Here is an 18,581-nt window from a genome sequence, read left to right on the forward strand (position 1 = left end):
CGGGCTGCGCGGCGCGGCGGTTTGAACCTGCAAACTTCGGGAAGCGGCCGACGAGGCCCGGCCTCCCGGTGTCGACAAGGTCGCACCCCAGAGAACTGGGGTGGGGTATGAATTAGGTTGTTCCGGAGGGCCGGCTTTGCGGCCCGCCGGAGACCCCGTACGTGACGAATCGAGAGGGGCCGACTCATCGAGAGCAGCCGACCTGCGGCTGCATCCCTGAGCCGGCCGGCCCGCCGCGCTGCGTCGTCGCCGTGCCGGTCCGCAACGAGGTCGACCGGATCGGCCCCTGCCTGCGGGCACTCGCCGGGCAGGAGGGGGCCGGGGCCTTCGGGATCGTCCTGTTCCTCAACAACTGCACCGACGGCACGGCGGCGGCCGTCGCGGAACTCGCGGGCCCGCTCGGCCTGCCCTTGCGGGTGATCGCGCGCGACTGGCCCGGGGCCCAGGCCGGCTGGGCCCGGCGCGAGGCGATGGAGGCGGCCGCCGCCTGGCTCGACGAGGGGGCGTCCGAGGGCGTGATCCTGACCACCGACGCGGACAGCCGGGTGCCGCCGGATTGGATCGCCCGCAACCTCGCGGCGCTGGCGCGGGGGGCCGACGCGGTCGCCGGCCGGATCGCCCTCGACGAGGCCGAGGCCGCGCGGCTGCCGGATGCCCTCCATGCCCGCGGGCGGCGCGAAGGCGCCTACGAGGCCTTGCTCGTCGCCCTCGAAGCCCGCATCGATCCGCTGCCGCACGATCCCGCGCCGCGCCACGCCACCCGCTCCGGCGCGTCGCTCGCCGTGAGCCTGTCGGCCTATCGCGCCGCCGGCGGCCTGCCGGCGCTCCCGCTCGGGGAGGACCGCGCCTTCGTCGCGGCCCTGCTGGCGATCGATGCCCGGGTGCGCCACGACCCCGGCATCGTCGTCGTCACCTCGGGCCGGCTCGACGGCCGCGCCCCCGGAGGCGCGGCCGACACGATGCGGCTGCGCTGCGAGGCGCCGCAGAGCCCGTGCGACCCGCGCCTCGAACCCTTGGGCCGGGCGCTGTTCCGCTACGCCTGGGCGCGCCGGCTGCGGCGCCTGCACGGGGCCGGGCGCCTCGGCCACACCCGGCTCTGGGCGCCGTGGCTGCGGATCGCGCCGGCGGAAGCCCGCCGCATCGCCGCCCTGCCGGCCTTCGGCGCCGCGCTTCCCGCGATCGAGGCGGCGAGCCCGCTCCTCGCCCGCCGGCCCCTGCGCCCGGACGCGCTGCCCCGGCGGATCGCCGCGGCGCGCCTCGTCCTCGCCGGGTTGCGGCACGGGACCGACGTTTTGCGCCGCCTGAGATCCGTCCGGCGCGGCCGCCCGGTGCTCGGCCGGGCCTCGGGGGAGGCGGGCAATGCCTGATCCGATCGACCGCGGCCGGGACCGCGAGCCCGCCCGCGCGGTCGCCGCCGCGCGCCGGATCGCGTCCCTGTCCGCCGGCCGGGCCGACGCGCAGGACCGCGACGACGGCTTCCCGGCCGCCGACATCCTCGACCTCGCCCGGCTCGGCCTCCTCGCCGCGCCGGTGCCGGCGGAGGAGGGCGGCGACGGCCTCGGCGGCGAGCCGGGGGCGGCCGACCTCGCCGAGGTCCTGCGGCTCGTCGGCTCGGGCAGCCTGGCGCTCGGCCGGCTCTACGAGGGCCACGTCAACGCCCTCGACCTCGTCCTGCGCTATGCCGCCCCGGCGGAGCGCCGCGCCCTCCTGGCGGATGCCGTGAGCGGGCATCTGTTCGGGGTCTGGAACACCGAGCCGCCGACGGGCGGCCTCGTCCTTGACGAGGACGGGTCCCTGCGCGGCCGCAAGACCTTCGCGTCCGGGGCCGGCCGGGTCACCCGCGCCCTCGTGACGGCGCGCCGCCCGGGGAGGACGGAGCCCGAGATGCTCGTCGTCGCCCTCGATCCCGGCACGCGGGCCGACCTCTCGGCCTGGCGCGCGCAAGGCATGCGGGCCTCGGCCACCGGCACCGTCGACCTCACCGGCCTTGCCCCCCTCGCCCGCCTCGGGGAGCCGGACGACTACCACCGCGAGCCGCATTTCTCCGGCGGCGCCTGGCGCTTCGCGGCGGTGCAACTCGGAGGCATCGAGGCGGTGTTCGAGGCCTGGCGCGGCCACCTCTCCCGGACCGGGCGCGGCGCCGACCCCCACCAGCTCGCCCGCCTCGGCGAGGGCGCCATCGCGCTCGAAGGCGCCCGGCTCTTCGTCGCCCGGGCCGCCGGCCTCGTCGCGGACGAGACCCTGGCTCCCGGGCGCATCGTCGCCTTCGTGGGCCTGACCCGGCTCGCGGTCGAGCGGGCGGGGCTCGAGGTGCTGGGCCTCGCCCAGCGCTCGGTCGGCCTGCAGGGGTTCCTGAGCGGTCACCCGCTCGAGCGCCTGTCGCGGGACCTCGCGACCTATCTGCGCCAGCCCGCCCCCGACCGGGCGCTCACCGCCGCCGCCGCCACGATCCTGGCCGCCGGAGAGCCGGCCGACCGGCTCTGGGTCCCGGGAGGCGCGGGCTGATGCGGGCCGACGCCTTCCTCGCCGCCGCGGCGGCGCTGCCGCTTCGCGACCTGCGGGAGATCGTGCCGCGCGGCGGGATCGTCGTGGTGGCGCCCCATCCCGACGACGAGAGCCTCGGCTGCGGCGCGCTCATCGCCGAGGCCTGCCTTCGCGGGATCCCGCTCCGCCTCGTCGTGGTGAGCGACGGGACCGGCTCGCACCCGACCTCGCCGAGCCACCCGCCCGAGCGGCTGCGGGCCCTGCGCGAGGCCGAGACCCTGGCGGCGGCGGCCTGCCTCGGCCTGCCCGCCGCCCACGTCGCCTTCCTGCGCCTGCCCGACCGGTTCGTGCCGGCAGAAGGCCCGCGGGCCGAGGCGGCGGCCGAGGCGATCGCCGCCGCGGCCCGGGATTGCGGGGCGGGCGCCCTGTTCGTGACCTGGGACCACGACCCGCATGGCGACCACCGGGCGAGTGCGGCCCTCGCCCGCACGGCGCGGGATCGTTTGGGGGACGTGCGGCTCTACGCCTACCCGGTCTGGGGCTGGACGCTGCCACCGGAGACGGAGGTCGGTCCGCCGCCCCGGGGCGCGCGCCTCGCCGTCGCCCCGCACCGCGACGCCAAGGCGGCGGCCATCGCCGCCCACCGCTCGCAGACCACCACCCTGATCGCCGACGACCCGCAGGGATTCCGCCTGGAACCGGCGATGATCGCCCGCTTCCTCCGGGAGGACGAGATCGTCCTCGCGGTCGATCCGTGAGGACCCGTTCGATGACCCGCTACGCGACCTCGCTGCCGCCGGACTACTTCGACGCCCGCTACGCCGCCGATCCCGATCCGTGGAACTTCGCCGAAAGCCCCTACGAGCGCGACAAGTACGCCGCCACCCTCGCGGCCCTGCCGCGGGCGCGCTACGCCTCGGCCCTGGAGGTCGGCTGCTCGATCGGGGTGCTGACCGCGGCCCTCGCCTCCCGGTGCGATACCCTCATGGCCCTCGACGTGGCCGAGGCCGCCCTGGCCCAGACCCGGGCGCGCTGCGGCGACCGGCCGGGCTTGCGCCTGATGCGGGCCCGGATCCCGGAGGAGTGGCCGGAGGGGCGCTTCGACCTGATCCTCCTGTCGGAGGTCGTCTACTACCTCGATGCCGGCGACGTCGCCCGCCTCGTCGCCCGGGTCCGGGCGAGCCTGCACCCGGACGGCGACGTCGTGCTGGTGCACTGGACCGGCGAGACCCACTACCCGCTCACCGGCGACGAGGCCGCCGACCTGTTCATCCGCGAGACCCGCGGCCACCTCGCCCTCGATCGGCAGGTCCGCACGGCGGATTACCGCCTCGACGTGCTGCGCGGCCGCGGGGGGTGATCCCTCAGTTCGAGCGGCGCGACAGCGACACCGCGTAGGCCGGCGAGCGGATCGCGAACATCGGGTCGTCGGCCGGGCCGGCGATGCCGTCGGGCAGGTCGACCACGGGATCGAAGGTGGCGGCGTCGCAGGTGGCGTCGGGCTCGATTCCCGTGATCGCCAGGGCGCCGAGGCTGCGGGTCTGGCGCTCCTCCTCCGGCCAGGTCGCGGTGACGTCCGCGGTCGGGTCGCCGGACTTGGCCAGGATCGCCACGAGGTCGAACCGCGCCGGGCCTCGCGCCAGCCGCTCCTTCAACTCGTCGGCGTAGAACGAATCGGGCTTGGTCTTCAGCTCCTCGTCGGAGAGGCCGGCCTTGTCGGCGGCGACGAACTTCAGCTTCGCGACGGTCTTGTCGCCCTTGGCGTTCGTCAGCGTGTAGGCGTGGACCGCCCAGTAATCGGTGCCCGCGAAGCTCGCCGGCACCGGCCGGGCGTTGAGCCACGCCGCCTGGCGGCCGGTCTCGGGGTTCTGCGCCGCGAAGGCCTTGATCCTGTCGGCATCCGGCTTGCCGTCCGGCCCCGGCACCCGGACCTTCAGGAATTCCTCCAGCTGCGCCGGCGTCTTGGTCGAGAAGACCGGGGCGGAGATGATCACGAAGGTCATGTCGCCGCCCGGGTCCGCCATCCGCATCGCGAAGCCGCGGGTCGTGGCCTTCGTCTTGTCCGAGATCTTCGGATTGCCGCCGCCCATCGAGAAGCGGGCGGTGACCGGCACGGTCTTCGTGAATTGGGGCGCCTTGGACAGGGAGGCGGCGTCGGCGGCCGGCGTGAAGGTGCCCTTCAGGCAGATGCCCTTGGCCCCGCTCGCCCGCACGCCCTTGTGGTTGCCGCTGACCGCGAATTGCAGGCCGACGATGGCGGCGGGATCGGCCTCCTCCGCGTGCACGGGAGCGGCGAGGGCGGCGAGCGCGGCGGCGCCGGCCAGGAGCGCGGAAGATCGGATCATGACGGCGTTTCCCCAGGATTCTGCGGCGGCAGAATGAATTGGGCGCAACTTGTTGGCAAGTCTGTTTCTGGCGTGTTGCCGATGCTCTCTGCCAAAGGGGCACGCCGGAGGGGCGGAATCGCGCGGGACCGGCCGCCGGACGGACTGCGTTCGACTGAGTTATTTCGCCTGAACGCTGCGCCGCAGGTCACCCGGAGCGGACATCCGACGAAGCACCTGCGGCGCGTGCGGTACGATCCGAGACGTTTCTGACGGCCGCCCTCAATCTCGGCGTCGCATGGTCGACGAAGGCGCGCAGGGCCGCGTTCCGCCGCGGAATCGCATGGAAGACCAGGTGGATCGGCAGCGGCTCGGGCTCGAAGTCGCACAGGAGCGCCGTCAGGCGGCCGGCTTCGATGTGCTCGACCGCCTGATAGGCCATGGCGCGGCAGACGCCTTGACCGCGGATCGCGGCATCGATGGCGGCGCCTGCGCCGTTGAGTGCGATGCGGGGCTGGACGGCCATCGAGAGCCGGCGTTCGCGGGCCGAGGTGCGATCGATGAAATGCCACTGCTCGCGGGCGGCGCCGTCCTCCGTGCCGATGCAGCGGTGATGCTGCAGGGCGCCCGGATCCGGCGGTATCCCCGCATGGGCAAGATAGTCCGGTGCCGCGCATACCAGCCTGCGCATCTCGCCGAGCCTGACGGCGATCATGCCCGAGGCGGGGAGCGGCGCGAGCCGGACCGCGACGTCGACGCCTTCCTCGACCAGGCTCACCACGCGGTTCAGCAGGAGCATGCGCAGGCTGACGTCGGGGTGCTCGTCGAGGAACGTCTCGACGACGGGCATCAGGACGGAGCGGCCGAACAGCTCCGGCGCGGTCAGGGCGATCCGGCCCGTGATCCGATCACCGGCCGCATCGCTACCATCCGCTTCGGCGAGCTCGGCCAGGATGCTGCGATAGACGGCGACCTGATGCTCGCCGCGTTCCGTCAATCGCAGCGCCCGGGTCGAGCGGTGCAGCAGACGCTCGCCCAGGCGCTCCTCCAGCATCGCCACCGCCCGGGTGACGGTCGCCGGTGAGTGGCCGAGCTTTCGCCCCGCGGCGGCGAGCGAGCCGGTCTCGACGACGGCGACGAACACCGCCATCGCATCGAGCCGATCCATCGTTTCATGTCCTGAAATCGTAGCTTGCGATGGGGCGATCTTATTGCATCTGCAGCAAGGTGCTAGATCCCCTTCGTCCAGCGGCGCGGAGCCGCGGGGATCATGACGACGCCACGAGACGGCCAGGCGCGACGCACGCGTCTCAGGAGCGCTCGGACCGGGCGGGACCGTGATGCGTCTCGCCGCGACGGTCCGTGGAGGCAGCGCCGCATGAGCCTCGTCCGCACGCTCCCTCCCCATCGGAGAACGGCACTATGACGGTCGGCTACGGCACCAAGCAAGTCGGCGATGTTGGCGTCTTCTACCGGGAGGCGGGTCCGCGCGATGCGCCGGTCCTCCTCCTGCTGCACGGCTTCCCGACCGCCTCGCACATGTTCCGCGATCTGATCCCACTCCTGGCCGATCGCTACCGCGTCATCGCCCCCGATCTCCCGGGCTTCGGCAACACGACGTCGCCCGGGCGCGATGCCTTCGATTACAGCTTCGATCGTCTTGCCGGGGTGATCGAAGGCTTCGTCGAGGCCATGGGACTGACTCGCTACGCGCTGTACATCTTCGACTACGGCGCCCCCACCGGACTCCGGCTCGCCATGCGTCATCCCGAGCGGGTGACGGCCATCGTCTCCCAGAACGGCAACGCCTACCTCGAGGGGCTCAGCCGGGAATGGGAGCCGTGGCAGGCCTATTGGCGCGACCCGAGCCCGGGGAACCGCGAGGCCTGCCGCGCAGCGCTCACCGACGAGGCGATCCATGTGCAGTACGCGCACGGCGCGCCGGCCGGCCGCCTATCCCCCGACGGGATGGTGCTGGACATGCACTACATGCATCGTCCGGGAGCCCGGGAGATCCAGCTCGATCTGATCCTCAGCTACCGTACGAACGTGGCACTCTACCCGCAATTCCAGGCCTACTTCCGCGAGCATCGGCCGCCGCTGCTGGCGGTATGGGGGAAAAACGATCCCTTCTTCATCCCGCCCGGGGCGGAGGCCTACCGACGCGATCTCCCCGAGGCCGAGATCCATTTCCTCGACACGGGACACTTCGCCCTGGAGACGCACGCCGCCGAGATCGCACACCTGGTGGGCGATTTCCTGGGTCGACATCTCGAGAGAGACGAGAGGGGGTTTTCGACGACGGACTGACGGGTCCTTCGAAGCAAAGTCGGCAAAAATCGAAGGCCGGGGGCATTGCCCGGCGGCAAGGCGATCGGGCCCGGCGCCACGATCGCACGCCGTCGAGGCCCGCTTTGTCGACACCGCGAGCCGAAGCGGGCCGACGGCTTTCCACCGCGGCGGCCTTTCCGCGGGATCGCGCGCGGGCCCCGGCACGACGACGTCGGGCGTTCACGTCGGGCGTTCACCGCCCCGGGCGCTCCGCGGCGCCCGCGCGCGAACGCCCCCCACGGGACGGCGAGGCGCTACCGCCCCGCCCCCACCGTCACCTCGCCGGCCCGGCAGTTCTGGCGCGCCACCTCGGGGCAGGCGGCAAAGCCGCGCAGATCCTTGGTGAAGCAGATCCGCACCTCCTGGAGCTGCCCGGACCGGCACGTCACCGACATCATGTCCGGGCGCAGGCCCGGATTGGCGGCAACGAACTGGCGGGCGATGTCGATCGGCGCGGCGCGCAGATCCTCCTTGGGGCTCGCGAGCGCGGCGGGGATCGTCACCGCGTCGCGGGCCTTGGCGGTCGCGCGGAAATAGGCGGCGGGGTCGAGGCCCGAGCAGGTGCCGTGCTGGCGCCATTCGTGGCGGGCCAGGCCCTCGCTCGGGAAGACGCCCTCGGCCTCCTGCAGCGCCGGGCGGCTCGGGCTGCGGGAGAAGGCGCCGCACTCGCTCGGGAAGCCGCGGTCGTATTGCGGCCACAGACCGTGGACCACGAAGCCGGGGTTGCGGCCGGTCTCGCACTGGCGGTCGTTGCGCCGCTCGCCGGTGAGCGCGCAATAGGTCGGCGACCACGACAGGGCGAGGACGTAGAAGTCGAACACGCCGGGCTCGCCGCCCCCGCGCCCCTGCGCGGCGGCCGGGCCGGCGGCGAGCGACCCCGCGACGCTCGCCGCGAGGAGGAGGGCGGCCAGCGCGCGCATCAGGGCCGGGCCTCGCGGCAGGACGAGGCCGAGGCGTAGGCGTAGGCGAGGTTGCGGTCGAGGCCGTGGACGCAGAACTCGACGCCGTAGGTCGACCCGATGATGCCGAGGCTCTCGCGCACCGAGTAGTCGACCCGCCGGCGCACCCCGTCCGAGGTGGTGGCGACCGCGGTGCAGAAGCGGCGCGGGTAGAAGTCGAGGCCCCAGGGACGCCAGGCGGTGCGCTCGATGCTGTCGTAGGTCGCGATCGTCAGCGTCGAGTTCCAGAACTTCGCCTCCTTCTCGGCGAACTGGTAGGTGATCTTCTCCAGCACGCCCTCGTCCTGGCAGCCCGGGATCTGGGCGTCGAACGGGAATTCGCGCTCCTCGGCCGGGGCGATCTCCTGGCGGGCCGAGCGGGCTTGCGCGGCCGACAGGCCGGCGGCGGTGAGACCCAGCAGGAGGGCGGCGAGAAGGGGTGTCCTGCTGATGGATGTCTTGGGCATGGGCCGGTCCCCGGGCCCGGTCGGCGCCGGCCCGAAGGCGGCACCCTGTCCCCGGGCGAATGACGGTTGCTCTCTCACCCGACACCAGGCTTCCGCCCGCGCCAAGTCAAGCTTCCGGGCTAGTCCGCCCGCGCTTTCACGGGCTCCTGGTGTGCGGGAGGCACACCCATTCCCCGGGGAGCGCGCCCGCGCCGCGGTTTGCCTCGTCCCGGCGACGCACTAAGACGGGTCTCGACCGACCGCCGCAAAAGTGTCAGCCCGCATGAGCACCGAGACCGCCCCCGAGACGAAGCCCGTCGGCCCCGGCGATCAGGTGCTCCTGGTCGACGGCTCGTCGTTCATCTTCCGGGCCTATTTCCAGTCGATCAACCAGCCCGAGCGCTACAACTTCCGGCCCTCCGACGGGCTGCCGACCGGGGCGGTGCGGCTGTTCTGCGCCAAGCTCGCGCAGTTCGTGCAGGAGGGCGCGGCCGGCGTGGTGCCGACCCATCTCGGCATCGTGTTCGACAAGTCCGAGGGCTCGTTCCGGAAGGAGATCTTTCCGGACTACAAGGGCCACCGGCCCGACGCGCCCGACGACCTCAAGCGCCAGATGCCGCTGATGCGCGACGCGGTGCGCGCCTTCGGCCTGCACCCGATCGAGTTGCAGCGCTACGAGGCCGACGACCTGATCGCGACCTATTCCCGCCAGGCCGAGGCGCGGGGGGCGGGCGTGATCATCGTGTCCTCCGACAAGGACCTGATGCAGCTCGTCGGCGATCTCGTGCGGTTCTATGATTTCGAATCGGGCCAGAAGGGCAAGCCGGGCTACCGGCCCGAGCGCAACCTCGACCGCGCCGCCATCCTGGAGCGCTGGGAGGGCCTGGGGCCCGAGCAGATCGGCGACGCCCTGGCGCTGATCGGCGACACCTCCGACAACGTGCCGGGCGTGCCGGGCATCGGCCTGAAGACCGCCGCAGCGCTCATCAAGGAGTTCGGCAGCCTGGAGGCGCTGCTCGACAAGGCCGCCACCATCAAGCAGCCCAAGCGGCGCGAGACGCTGCTCGCCAACATCGACCAGGCCCGCCTGTCGCGCCGCCTCGTCGCCCTCGATGAAGCGGTGCCGGTGCCGGTGCCGCTCGACGACCTCAGGCTTCCGAAGCCCGACCCCGAGCGCCTGGTCGGCTTCCTCAAGGCGATGGAGTTCAACACCCTGACGCGCCGCATCGCCCAGATGCTGCACGTCGACCCCGAGGCGGTGCGCCCCGACCCCTCGCTCCTGCCGGCGGGCGCCGATTCGGGCTTCTCGAACGAGAAGGGCGGCAGCGACGTCACGCCGTTCTTCGGCGACACGCCGGACGGCGCCCCCGCTTCGGCCGCGGCCGAGGTCGATCCCTTCGCCGATCTCGCCCTGCCGGATGGGCCGCCCAAGCCCAAGGCCCCGACCGAGGCGACGCCCACCACCCTGGTGGCGGCGCGCGCGGCGGAATCGGTCAAGCCGTTCGACACCGCCGCTTACCAGACCGTCACCACGGTCGAGAGCCTGGAATCCTGGATCGCCGAGGCGGTCGAGGCGGGCATCGTCGCGGTCGATACCGAGACGACCGCGCTCGACGCCAACAAGGCCGACCTCGTCGGCGTCTCGCTCGCCACCGCGCCGGGCCAGGCCTGCTACATCCCGCTCAGCCATCGCGGCGGCGAGGACCTGTTCGGCGGCGGCCTGCTGCCGGGGCAGCTCTCCTGGGAGGCCGTGCAGACGCGCCTGAAGCCGCTGCTGGAGAATCCGGCGGTGCTCAAGATCGGCCAGAACGTCAAGTACGACTGGCTGGTGCTCGCCCGCCACGGCATCGAGGTCCGGCCCTTCGACGACACGATGCTGATCTCCTACGTGCTCGATGCCGGCAAGGGCTCGCACGGCATGGACGAGCTCGCCCGCCGCCATCTCGGCCACCAGCCGATCACCTTCGCGGACGTCGCCGGGACCGGGCGCCAGAAGATCACCTTCGATCGTGTCGCCCTCGACAAGGCCACGGCCTACGCGGCCGAGGACGCCGACGTGACCCTGCGGCTGTGGCGGCTGATGAAGCCGCGGCTCGCCGCCGAGCGCCGCGCCACCGTCTACGAGACCCTGGAGCGGCCCCTCGTGCCGGTGCTGGCGCGGATGGAGCGCGAGGGCATCAAGGTCGATCGCCAGATGCTGAGCCGGCTCTCGGGCGATTTCGCCCAGTCGCTGGCGCGGCTCGAGGACGAGATCCAGGAGATGGCGGGGGAAAAGTTCTCCGTCTCGTCCCCGAAGCAGATCGGCGACATCCTGTTCGGCAAGATGGGCCTGCCCGGCGCCAAGAAGACCCCGTCCGGCCAGTGGGCGACCCCCGCGACCCTGCTCGAGGAGCTGGCCGGCCAGGGTCACGACCTGCCGCGCCGGATCCTCGAATGGCGCCAGCTCTCGAAGCTGAAATCGACCTACACCGACAGCCTGCAGGAGCACGCCGACCGCGGCACCGACCGGGTCCACACCTCCTTCGCGCTCGCCGCGACCACGACCGGACGCCTCTCCTCGTCGGACCCCAACCTCCAGAACATCCCGGTCCGGACCGAGGAGGGCCGGCGCATCCGCCAGGCCTTCGTGGCCGATGCCGGGCACAAGCTGATCTCGGCCGATTACAGCCAGATCGAGTTGCGCCTGCTCGCCCACATCGCCGACATCCCGCAGCTGCGCCAGGCCTTCGAGGACGGCATCGACATCCACGCGGCCACCGCCTCGGCGATGTTCGGCGTGCCCCTCGACCAGATGACCTCGGACCTGCGCCGCAAGGCCAAGACCATCAATTTCGGCATCATCTACGGCATCTCGGCCTTCGGCCTCGCCGACCGGCTCGGCATCCCGCAGGGCGAGGCCGCGGCCTTCATCAAGCAGTATTTCGAGCGCTTCCCCGGCATCCGCGCCTATATCGACGACACCAAGAAGCTCTGCCGCGACAAGGGCTACGTCACGACCCTGTTCGGCCGGGTCTGCCACTACCCGCAGATCCGCTCCAACAACCCGCAGGAGCGCGCCTCGGTCGAGCGCCAGGCGATCAACGCGCCGATCCAGGGCACGGCCGCCGACATCATCCGGCGGGCGATGGCCCGGATGGAGGGCGCGCTGGCGGAAGCCGGCCTCGCGACCCGGATGCTGCTCCAGGTCCACGACGAGCTCGTGTTCGAGGCGCCCGACGACGAGGTCGACCGCGCGCTGCCGATCATCGCCCGGGTGATGGAGGAGGCGCCCCACCCGGCCGTCACCCTGCGGGTTCCCCTCGCCGTCGAGGCCAAGGCAGCCTTGAACTGGCAGGAGGCGCATTGAGGGCGGCTCGTCCCCCGTCCTCGAGAGCGCCTACCAGACCGGCACGAGCGGGTCGGGTGGGTCGTCGGGTTGTTATGGCTCGCCCGCTTCTCCCCGACGATCTCTGGGCTGCGACCGCCCCCTTCTGCCGCCGCACCCGCCCCGCCCGAGGGGCGGGCGTCCCCGGGTGGACGATCGGGCTGCCCTGACGGGCATCCTGTTCGTGTTGCGCCCGGGCATTCCCCGGGAGAGGCTGCCGGCCGAGATGACGTGCCGCCGCGGCATGAGTTGCCGGCGCCGACTGCGCGACCGGCAAGCGGCCGGCAAGCGACCGGTATGTGGCGGGCGAGATCGACGGGAGCCGGGCGAGCGTCGGCGGCGCGAGCGTGCCGGCGAAGAAAGGGGGGCTGCCACCGGCCCGAACCCGACGGATCGGGGCAAGCCGGGGACCAGGCGCCACCTCGTCACCGACGCGCGCGGCACGCCGCTCGGCCTCGTTCGGATCGGCGCCCACTGCCGCGACAGCCCGCCGATGGCCCGACGCTGGGCGCGATCCCGCCTGTCCGCAGCGGGAAGCGGGGACGCCCGCGCGGGCGGCCCGACACGCTGCACGCCGACAAGGCCTGATGCCAAGGTGCGGCGGCAGGAGCGCCGGGCGCGCGGGATCAGGCCGCGGATTGCCCGGCACGGCATCGAGCGGAGCGACGGGCACGGGCGGCATCGCTGGGTGGTCGAGCGCAGCCATGTCTGGCTCAGCCGCGCCCGCCGCTTGCCCGTCCGCGACGAACGCCGCGCCGACATCCACGAGGCCTTCACGTTCCTCCAGGCCAGCCTCGTCACGCTCACCCGGATCGTGCCGTCCTGTCAGGCGCTCTCGAAACAGCTGCGCCTCGCCGAACGCACGTTCAGGCGGTCCCCGCCAGCACGGCCTCGAGGTAGTGCCGCGCGAAGCCCGGCATCCGGGCGGGGTCGAGATCCGCGGCCTTGCGCACGGCGACGATGCCGGACAGTTCCGGCTCCGCCTCGGCGGCGAGGTGGGCGGCGATCCGCGTTCGCACCTCCGCCTCGTCCTCGGCGAGCTGAACCGGGCGCAGGAGCGCCATCAGGCCGCCGTCGCGCACGACGATCCAGCCGGGATCCGGCCCCTCCGGCGCGGTGAGGCCGGTCTCCTCCCGCAATTCGCGCAATGCGCTCGCCGCGAGGTCGACCCGGCCGTCGGGGGCGATGTCGCTGCGGTCCGGGGTGCCGCAGGGGAAGTAGACCCGCCCCGCGGCGGCGGTGTGCGGTCCCATCTCGCCGAGCAGGAAGGCGCCGTCCCGGGTGCGGGGCACCGCCGCCGCGAAGACGTTGAGGACGCTCCCGTCCGGGAAGCCCCAATCCTTGAAGGCCAGGAGGGCGGCGAACTCGGCCTCGACCAGGTCGAGGTCCAGAACCCCGTCGGCGAGCGCCCAGCGCCGCAGCATCAGCACGGTACCGTTGAACATCGCCGGCCGGGCCGCCCGGCGCCGCTCCCAATGCGCCGCGATGGCGGCCCGGTTGTCGCGGGCCCAGGGCCAGTCCTGCGCGACCATCCGGGCCGCGACCGCGCGGGCCGGCGTGAGGGTGACGCCGGTCACAGGTGCAGCACGCCCTCGGAGACCAGGACGGCGCTGCCGCCGATCTCCGCCGCCCGCAAGGCCCCGTCATCGATCGTGAGCTGGAGCAGGATCTCGCTCGGCCGGCCCATCTCGACCCCTTGCGCGATGCGGAGGTCGTGGGTGCCGCCGCCCAAGGGCTCGAACTGGATCAGGGCGCCCGCGAAGGCCGCCACCGCCCCGCCGGTCGCCGGGTCCTCGGCGATGCCGGCGGCGGGGGCGAACATCCGGGCCCGGAAGTCGTGGGCGGGATCGCCGGTCTCGCCGGTATAGAGGAAGACCTTGGCGCCGGGCCCGAGGGCCTCGGTCAGGGAGGCGGCGCTCGCCCGGGCCCGCCCGAGGGCGTCGAGGTTCCGCACCGGCACGAGGTGGAACGGCGTGCCGGCGCTGTAGCGGCTCGGCCGGTGGCGGGCGAACCCGATCTCGGAGGGCGACAGGCCGAGCGCCCCGGCGAGCGCCGTGGCGTCCGGCTCCTCGCCCCAGCTCTCCGGCAGGCGCGGCAGGCGGAAGCGGGCGCGGCCGCGTCCCTCGCCGGCCTCGACCACGCAGGGCACCACGCCGACCTGCTCCTCGAGCCCGAACGCCACCGCGTCGGCGACCTCCGCCCGCCGGTCGCCCAGCGCGAGCAGCACCGCGGTGCCGACGGTCGGGTGGCCCGCGAAGGCGAGCTCCTGGGTGGGCGTGAAGATCCGCAGCCGCGCCCGGTGCCGGCTCTCGGCGGGCGGCAGCACGAACACCGTCTCCGACAGGTTGAATTCCCGGGCGATGGCCTGCATCGCGGCCTCGTCCAGCCCCTCGGCGTCGAGCACGACCGCCAGCGGGTTGCCGGCGAGCGCCGTCTGCGTGAACACGTCCAGGGTGGCGTAGCGGCGTGCGGGCATTGGAGCATCCATCCGTCCGAAGGCGTGGCGCGAGGCAGCACGGATCGGGGGGAGGGCGCAAGGGGAGGGCGGCAAGGGGAGGGCGGCAAGGTCTGACGGCTGCAGGTGAAACGCCGCCGCCGAATGGTGTAGGCGTGCGGGACGATCCGACGGAGCGCCCTGCCATGCCCCATATTCTCACCCCCGAGACCGGCGCCCGCTTCGCCGCGCTCACCCTCGGCCACGTCACCCGGGAATACCCGAACAAGCCCGACCACACGCTGGCCGGGCCGGACGACGCGCGCACGCCCGCCGCCCTGCACCCGGTGTTCCACGGCAGCTTCGACTGGCATTCCTGCGTCCATGGCTACTGGCTGCTCGCCCGGGTGCTGCGGCTCTTCCCCGAAGGACCGCAGGCCGCCGCGATCCGCGCGCTGTTCGACCGCCAGCTGACGCCCGAGAAGGTCGCGGGCGAGTGCGCCTACCTGGAGGCCCCGACCGCGCGGGGCTTCAAGCGGCCCTACGGCTGGGCCTGGGCGCTGAAGCTCGCCGACGAGCTGGCGCGCCTGCCCGATCCGCGCTGGGCGCGGGCGCTCGCCCCGATGGCGGAGATCTTCGCCCGGCGCTTCCGGGACTTCCTGCCGCTCTCGCCCTACCCGGTTCGGGTCGGCACGCATTTCAACACCGCCTTCGGGCTGCGCATGGCGGCGGATTACGCGCAAGGAACCGGGGATGCGGCGCTGACCGATCTGCTGCGCGCCACCGCCCTGCGCTGGTACGGCGAGGATGCCGATTGCCCGGCCTGGGGCGAGCCGAGCGGCGACGACTTCCTGTCCTCCGCCCTGATCGAGGCCGAGTGCCTGCGCCGCCTGATGCCGGCCGACGCGTTCGGGCCGTGGTTCGACCGCTTCCTGCCGCGCCTCGCCGAACGCCGGCCCGAGACCCTGTTTCGGCCGGCCACCGTCACCGACCGCAGCGACGGCAAGATCGCCCATCTCGACGGGCTCAACCTCAGCCGGGCCTGGTGCCTGCGCTCCCTCGCCGGCGCGCTCACCGACGGCGACCCGCGGGTCCTGATCCTGCGCGAGGCGGCCGAGGCGCATCTCGCCGCGGCGCTGCCGCACCTCGCCGACGACTACATGGGCGAGCACTGGCTCGCGAGCTTCGCGCTCCTGGCGCTGGAGGCCTGAGACCGGCTCCGGAGGCGTGACCGCTCACACCGCCTCGACCGGGAAGGTCCGGCTCGGGGCCACGAACTCGTCCTGCGCCGCGACCGTCAGGATCTCCCGGGCGCCGGCCTCCTCGGTGCGCCGCAGGAGGCCGAAGACCGAGGCGGCGGCCGCCCCCAGCGCCTCGCCGGCCGAGCGGGTGCGGGCGTAGTGCACCAGGAACAGGGCGGCGGTGGCGTCGCCCGCGCCGTTGACGCTCAAGGACAGGCGCGGGGTGCGCAGGCGCCAGAACCGGCCGGCCTCGCCGGCCAGCATGTCGATGCTGTCGTCCGGCGTCTCCTCGGTGTGGAGCGAGGTGACCAGCACCACCTTCGGGCCGCTCGCCTGCACGGCGGCGACGGCCGCCTTCGCGTCGGCCAGCGTCCGGGTCTCGATCCCGCTCAAGTAGTCGAGCTCGAACTGGTTGGGGGTGATGAGGTCGGCCGCCGGCACGGCGTGGTCGCGCATGAATTCCGGGATGCCGGGCCGCACGAACACGCCGCGGCCGACATCGCCGATCACCGGGTCACAGCAATAGAGGGCCGCGGGGTTGGCCGCCCGCACCCGCTCGACCGCCCTGAGGATCGCCGTGCCGATATCGGCCGAGCCCATGTAGCCCGACAGCACGCCGTCGCAGGTCGGCAGCACCCCGCGCTCGGCGATGCCCTCGACCAGCTCCTCGATCGCCGGCCCGTCGAACACCCGGCCGCGCCAGGCGCCGTAGCCGGTGTGATTGGAGAACTGCACCGTGTGCACGGCCCAGACCTCGACCCCGAGGCGCTGCATCGGGAAGACCGCCGAGGCGTTGCCGACATGGCCGTAGGCGACGTGGGACTGGATCGACAGGACGTTCATCGCGGCACGGGACCCTCGCGGGGGCGCCCTCGGCCGGGGCCGGGGCGCGAGGCCCGCACGATCCCCGGATCGGGCGCTCCTGGCAACCGCCCCGAACGGCGGGAGGCCCCCGCGGGATTCGCCCGGCGCTCGCCGCGCCGGACCGACACGATCTGCGACGCGCAACGCTCCGGCGGAACGTCCCCGCGGAACGTCCCCGCGGAACGTCCGCGCGGCCTGGCGACTTCTCCCTGCTGCCCGCCACCCCAAGGTTAAGGTTCGAGATGGACTTCGAGAGCATGCGCACCACGGTGCTCGATTTCGTGCGCGACCACCAGGCCTGGGCGCCGGTGATCACCGGGATCATCGCCTTCTGCGAATCCCTGGCGGTGCTCTCGCTCCTCGTGCCGGCGACCGTGATCCTGATCGGCATCGGGGCGCTGATCGGCTCGGGCGCGATCCCGTTCCTGCCCGTGATGGTGGGCGCGGCGGTCGGGGCGATCCTGGGGGACTGGGTCTCCTACGAGGTCGGCCGCTACTACAAGGACGGCGCCAAGCGGATGTGGCCGCTCAGCCGCTACCCCGAGATGGTGCGGAAGGGCGAGGCCTTCTGCCAGCGCTGGGGCGCCTGGGCGATCGTCGTCGGCCGCTTCATCGGCCCGGCCCGGGCGGTGGTGCCGCTGATCGCCGGGGTGGCGCTGCTGCCGCGGCTGCCGTTCTGGCTCGCCAATCTCTCCTCGGCCTTTCTCTGGGCCTTCGTCTGGCTCGCCCCCGGCGCCGGGCTGATCGACTGGCTGCGTCGGGCCTGACGCAAGGAATTCTTTCAGTGGAGGACAGACCTCGCTCAGAGGAACACGGCTGAGCGTCTGGAACGCGACGACAGGCGATCGCCGCGTCATCGATTCTTAAGGTGCCCGACCGAAAGCTGTCTTGCGGACGCGCGAGAGAGCGGCCCGGGATACCAGCGATGCACGACCCGACGCCGTCCTACCTGTTGCCGAAGGCGGTGCTGCTGCGCTGGCTGGCGGATCCGGGTCTCGACCTGCCGGACGACGTGCGCGTGCGCCTGCTCGCGACGCTGTCCTCCTCCCTCGCCTCCCTGGCGCTCGGCGCCCTGGCGATGCTGGCCGTCGAGCTCGCGGCCGCGATCCGGCATCCCGGGCCGCTCTTCCTCGGCCTGCTGGCCGCGGACCTGACCCTGCTCGCCGCCCGGATCGGGATCATCCTGCGCGCCCGGCGTGCCGTCGCCGACAACCGGCCGGCCCCGACCGACCTCCTGCTCGCCTCGAGCGTGGCCTGGGCCGGGATGGTCGGGACCATGACGCTCCTGTGCTTTCTCAGCGGCGACCCGCTGTTGCAGGTCCTGGCGCCGCTGACGATGATGGGCATTCTCAGCGGGATCGTGACCCGCAACTACGCCGCCCCGCGCCTCGCCGTGGCGATGATCGTTCTCTGCGACATGCCGCTGAAGATCGCGCTGCCGCTGTATTACGGCGACGCCTGGTTCCTGCTCGCCGCGGGCCTCGGCCTGATCTTCGCGGTGGCGACCGGCATCACGACCGTGCGGCTCAACCACACCTACGTCGAGGTGCTGCTCGCCAAGCGCGAGAACCAGCGCCGCGCCACGCACGACCCGCTGACCGGCCTCCTCAACCGCACCGGGCTGATGGACGGCCTCGCGGCCCGTCTGCCCGCCGGGGACGAGTCCCTCGCCCTGCTCTACCTCGACCTCGACGGCTTCAAGGCGGTCAACGACTGCTTCGGCCACGGCGTCGGCGACGCCCTGCTGATCGAGGTCGCCGCCCGGATCGCCGCCGCGCTCCCGCCGGACTGGGAGGCGGCGCGCCTGGGCGGCGACGAGTTCGTGATCCTCGCCGGCGGCGACCGGGCGCACGAGGCCGCGATCGTGGCGGCGCACCTGATCGAGGCCGTGAAGGCCCCCTGCGACCTCGGGCCGGATTGCCCGGGCGGGCTCGGCATCGGCGTCAGCGTCGGCATCGCCTGGGCCGCTCCCGGCATGGAGCCGGCGGCGCTCCTGGCGGAGGCCGACGCGGCGCTCTACCGCGCCAAGGCCGCCGGCAAGGGGCGGTGGGCGGCGGGCACCGTGCCGGCGAGCCGGGACGTCCGCGTCGGCTGACGTCGCGCCGAATTCACGGGCACGTCCACCCTATCCGGCATGTGAGCTGCAGGTTTTACC

General features: G+C 73.2%; 16 protein-coding genes and 1 pseudogene. 10 read left to right on the forward strand and 7 right to left on the reverse strand.

What is annotated here, in order from left to right; translation table 11 throughout:
- The first annotated feature begins 161 nt into the window (after nt 1-161).
- From miv_RS02070 to miv_RS02085, 4 genes are read left to right on the forward strand one after another with little or no spacing between them, the layout of a single operon-like run.
- Nucleotides 162-1,367 carry a glycosyltransferase family 2 protein gene (locus miv_RS02070; RefSeq protein ID WP_244496337.1) on the forward strand — a complete coding sequence of 402 codons (1,206 nt, stop codon included), beginning with the start codon at nt 162-164 and terminating at the stop codon, nt 1,365-1,367.
- The gene (locus tag miv_RS02075; protein ID WP_122982699.1) at nt 1,360-2,505 is read left to right on the forward strand and encodes an acyl-CoA dehydrogenase family protein; all 1,146 of its coding nucleotides are present in this window, start codon (nt 1,360-1,362) and stop codon (nt 2,503-2,505) included. The genes miv_RS02070 and miv_RS02075 overlap by 8 nt, the downstream gene beginning before the upstream one ends.
- Nucleotides 2,505-3,242 (forward strand): PIG-L deacetylase family protein, encoded by a 738-nt coding sequence (locus tag miv_RS02080; RefSeq protein ID WP_207181179.1) that lies wholly within the window; start codon nt 2,505-2,507, stop codon nt 3,240-3,242. The genes miv_RS02075 and miv_RS02080 overlap by 1 nt, the downstream gene beginning before the upstream one ends.
- Nucleotides 3,243-3,253: 11 nt before the next feature.
- Complete coding sequence (locus miv_RS02085; RefSeq protein WP_048427427.1) at nt 3,254-3,844, forward strand: class I SAM-dependent DNA methyltransferase; 591 nt, start codon at nt 3,254-3,256, stop codon at nt 3,842-3,844.
- A 4-nt stretch (nt 3,845-3,848) separates the two neighbouring features.
- On the opposite strand, the gene miv_RS02090 is transcribed toward miv_RS02085, so the two are convergent.
- Together miv_RS02090 and miv_RS02095 are read right to left on the reverse strand one after the other, a co-directional pair.
- Entirely contained in the window at nt 3,849-4,829 is a 981-nt protein-coding gene (locus miv_RS02090) for a catalase family peroxidase (protein ID WP_048427428.1), read from the reverse strand.
- Nucleotides 4,830-5,016: 187 nt separating this feature from the next.
- Nucleotides 5,017-6,216, reverse strand: coding sequence for a LysR family transcriptional regulator (locus tag miv_RS02095; RefSeq protein WP_425312960.1), 1,200 nt, complete (start codon nt 6,214-6,216; stop codon nt 5,017-5,019).
- A 14-nt stretch (nt 6,217-6,230) separates the two neighbouring features.
- On the opposite strand from miv_RS02095, the gene miv_RS02100 reads away from it, so the two are divergent.
- Nucleotides 6,231-7,118: an alpha/beta fold hydrolase gene (locus miv_RS02100; protein ID WP_207181183.1), complete on the forward strand. Its 888-nt coding sequence runs from the start codon at nt 6,231-6,233 to the stop codon at nt 7,116-7,118.
- A gap of 275 nt (nt 7,119-7,393) precedes the next feature.
- Here miv_RS02100 and miv_RS02105 read toward each other — a convergent pair whose 3' ends face one another.
- Nucleotides 7,394-8,059 carry a ribonuclease T2 family protein gene (locus miv_RS02105; RefSeq protein WP_048427431.1) on the reverse strand — a complete coding sequence of 222 codons (666 nt, stop codon included), beginning with the start codon at nt 8,057-8,059 and terminating at the stop codon, nt 7,394-7,396.
- Complete coding sequence (locus miv_RS02110; protein WP_048427432.1) at nt 8,059-8,544, reverse strand: hypothetical protein; 486 nt, start codon at nt 8,542-8,544, stop codon at nt 8,059-8,061. Before miv_RS02110 ends, miv_RS02105 begins: the two co-directional genes overlap by 1 nt.
- Before the next feature lie 262 nt (nt 8,545-8,806).
- Here miv_RS02110 and polA point away from each other — a divergent pair, with 262 nt between their 5' ends.
- Nucleotides 8,807-11,869 (forward strand): DNA polymerase I, encoded by a 3,063-nt coding sequence (polA, locus tag miv_RS02115; protein WP_207181185.1) that lies wholly within the window; start codon nt 8,807-8,809, stop codon nt 11,867-11,869.
- Nucleotides 11,870-11,943: 74 nt separating this feature from the next.
- Nucleotides 11,944-12,713 (forward strand): annotated as a pseudogene (locus miv_RS02120) (IS5 family transposase); the annotation flags it as partial.
- A gap of 40 nt (nt 12,714-12,753) precedes the next feature.
- On the opposite strand, the gene miv_RS02125 reads toward miv_RS02120, so the two are convergent.
- Both miv_RS02125 and miv_RS02130 read right to left on the reverse strand, forming a co-directional pair.
- Nucleotides 12,754-13,464, reverse strand: coding sequence for an NUDIX hydrolase (locus miv_RS02125; protein ID WP_244748824.1), 711 nt, complete (start codon nt 13,462-13,464; stop codon nt 12,754-12,756).
- On the reverse strand, nt 13,461-14,363 hold the full coding sequence (locus tag miv_RS02130; RefSeq protein ID WP_207181188.1) for a PhzF family phenazine biosynthesis protein: 903 nt from the start codon (nt 14,361-14,363) through the stop codon (nt 13,461-13,463). The genes miv_RS02125 and miv_RS02130 overlap by 4 nt, the downstream gene beginning before the upstream one ends.
- A 164-nt stretch (nt 14,364-14,527) precedes the next feature.
- On the opposite strand from miv_RS02130, the gene miv_RS02135 reads away from it, so the two are divergent.
- A complete protein-coding gene (locus miv_RS02135; RefSeq protein ID WP_207181191.1) occupies nt 14,528-15,532 on the forward strand; it encodes a DUF2891 domain-containing protein in 1,005 nt (334 codons plus the stop codon).
- Nucleotides 15,533-15,556: 24 nt separating this feature from the next.
- On the opposite strand, the gene pdxY is transcribed toward miv_RS02135, so the two are convergent.
- Nucleotides 15,557-16,405: a pyridoxal kinase PdxY gene (gene pdxY, locus miv_RS02140; RefSeq protein ID WP_207181193.1), complete on the reverse strand. Its 849-nt coding sequence runs from the start codon at nt 16,403-16,405 to the stop codon at nt 15,557-15,559.
- A gap of 263 nt (nt 16,406-16,668) precedes the next feature.
- Here pdxY and miv_RS02145 point away from each other — a divergent pair, with 263 nt between their 5' ends.
- On the forward strand, nt 16,669-17,193 hold the full coding sequence (locus miv_RS02145) for a DedA family protein (protein WP_207181194.1): 525 nt from the start codon (nt 16,669-16,671) through the stop codon (nt 17,191-17,193).
- A 158-nt stretch (nt 17,194-17,351) separates the two neighbouring features.
- Entirely contained in the window at nt 17,352-18,521 is a 1,170-nt protein-coding gene (locus tag miv_RS02150) for a GGDEF domain-containing protein (RefSeq protein WP_207181197.1), read from the forward strand.
- Nucleotides 18,522-18,581: the final 60 nt, after the last annotated feature.

Source organism: Methylobacterium indicum, from assembly GCF_017347565.1.
Taxonomy (GTDB): domain Bacteria; phylum Pseudomonadota; class Alphaproteobacteria; order Rhizobiales; family Beijerinckiaceae; genus Methylobacterium; species Methylobacterium indicum.